The organism is Burkholderia sp. E168m23 (assembly GCF_016586125.1).
Classification (GTDB): Bacteria; Pseudomonadota; Gammaproteobacteria; order Burkholderiales; family Burkholderiaceae; genus Burkholderia; species Burkholderia orbicola.
This window is the reverse complement of the sequence record NZ_BCPP01001061.1, coordinates 1-2282: the sequence shown is the minus strand read 5'-3', so window position 1 is coordinate 2282 and position 2282 is coordinate 1. Positions and strand designations below refer to the sequence as shown.

Here is a 2282-nt window from a genome sequence, read left to right as displayed (position 1 = left end):
CCGCGACGTTCCAGGGCGCCGGCACTCAGGACGCGAACCTGAACACGCAGATCGTGAACTCCGGCAAGGGGAAGGTGCGGGTAGTCGTGACGGCGAACGGCAAGCCGTCGAAGATCGGCTCGCGTCAGGTCGACATCTTCAAGAAGACCTACTTCGGGCTGGTCGGATCGGAAGATGGCGGCGACGGCGACTACAACGACGGGATTGCGATCCTGAACTGGCCGCTGGGTTGAGTCGCGGCAGCCTGACGCGCGTCGCCACGCCGCCCGGCGTGGCGATGGGCCGGCGAGCGTCCGTCATCTGCGAGCCCCCGGCCCGCGCCGCAATGATGCGATCGGCCGCGACGATACGCGCCAAGGCCGATCGCTCCGCGCATCCTCGCCCGTCGAATCACCACGCCCACCGGACGCCGGCATTACCAGTGATCGTGCGCTGATGCTCGCCACCGAGGTTCGTCAGGTAGCTGACCGTCGCATACACGCTGCCGCGCTTCGTCAGCTGCGCGACGAGCCCCGCGCCGATCTGCCCGGCCGTCTGCCCGACTTGCGTGCCGATCGTCGTCGAGCCGCCGAACGTCGTCCTGTCATCGCTGCCGAACGAACGCAGCACGTTCACGCGCAAGTACGGCTTCCAGCTCACGCCGTTCGCATCGAACGCGTATTGCAGCCGCGCGCCGATCCGGCCGAGGAACGTGTTGCCGTTGTTCCACGTGACGTCCGACACGCCGTCGTTGAATCGGGCCAACGACAGCCATTGCCACAGCAACTGCGCCTGCGGCTCCAGCGTCAGCCCATAGCCGAGCGAGATCGGCACGCCCGCTTCGACCGAACCGGTGACCGCGTTGCCGTCCGTCGAACCACTCACATTGTTGTTCGAATGCGTGCGTACGGTCAGCACGCTTCCCATCACCACTGCGTCCGTATACCAGCCGCCCGGGCCAATGTGTGTCCAGTATCCGCCGAGGTTGTACGCATTCACCTGCAGCGAACCCACGCCCAGATCCGGCTGCGCGAGCGCAAAACCGTTCACGTCCCCAATCGCGCGCGAGAATCCGAGGAAGAAGCCGTAGTGGTTACGGTGTCCGCTCGGTCGGTTGTCCGCATAGAGATCCTGCCCGACCTGCATCCCCCATACCGTTCCGTCATAGGACGGCGTCACATCGCCATTCTGCTTGATGTTGCTGTAGCCGCCCCATACACGTGACCACGACACGGGCACCGAGCCGTTTTCGGCCAGCAGTCCCTGTTCGCCCTGGCGATCATGGAAGGTATCGATCTGCAGCAATCCAAGCTGGCGCGCGACAGCCGGCACTTCCGAGTACAGCGGGACTTCGGGACGGTAAACAGGTTCCGGCTTGGCGTCGGGCGCCGCGTTCTTGACAGCCTCGACGATCGATTCCGGCGTACCGTCGGCAACACTGAATGGCGGTTGCTGCGTTGGCTGATCCGGCCGCGGAGGAACCGTGCTGCGCAGATACCAGTCCTCCCCCGTCAAGGCGGTAACCCCGCCTTTCACCAGATAATAGGAGTAAGCGCCAGCGCTGACCGTACCGCCCGCCAACGTAAACGCGTTACCCGTATTCGCAAAGTTCACGGCGTAAACCAACCGAATACCGTCGGACTTGGTCAGCGCACCGGCACCACCGACGTTCGTTACGTTCAGTGTCGTCTTGCCGCTTGCCGTCGCCACTGCCGGCACACCGCCGATCAGCAGCGTGTCCGATGGCGCACCGTCGCCGGCAAGCGTCGTATTCATGTTGACCGCTCCATTCTGCCCGACATAATTGCCCGACACGGCCAATCCGTTACCGACAACGCGCCCACGGAGCTCCACAACTCCCGCATTCGTCAGGGTTCCGAATATCCGGAAGTCTCCCGGCAAACTGCTGGCCAGACTGGGCAGCGCATTCGCGACTGAAATCGTGCCATTGTTCGTCACGTTACCCGTCACACTGCCATACCCGCCAAGCGTCGCACCGGGCGCAATGGTCAAGGGGCCACCGCCCCGCAGACCCGCCGCCGCATCGAGATCACCGACAATGAGCGTGCCGGCAGCCACGTTCGTTCCGCCCGAATACGTGCTGTGTACGCCATTCAATGTCAGCGTGCCGTCTCCCAGCTTGGTGAGTCCGCCCGAACCCGTGATGTCCTGCATGATCGTCGTGTTGAACCCCTGCGTATCGATCGCGCTGTTGTTCGAAGTGGTCGAGATCGCGCGGCTCGACGCGAGATTGAACGCGCTGCCGAACTGCAGCGTGCCGCCGTTGAAAGTCAGTCTTCCCG

2 protein-coding genes are annotated in these 2282 nt (G+C 63.9%); one reads left to right on the top strand and one right to left on the bottom strand.

Annotated elements, in window-relative coordinates:
* A partial coding sequence (locus JMF90_RS34005) for a fucose-binding lectin II (protein ID WP_236598095.1) occupies positions 1 to 233 on the top strand: 233 nt, incomplete at its 5' end.
* Positions 234 to 390: 157 nt separating this feature from the next.
* Here the strand turns inward: JMF90_RS34005 and JMF90_RS34000 are convergent.
* Positions 391 to 2282: autotransporter outer membrane beta-barrel domain-containing protein (locus JMF90_RS34000; protein ID WP_201326066.1), on the bottom strand; the 1892-nt coding region annotated here is incomplete at its 5' end.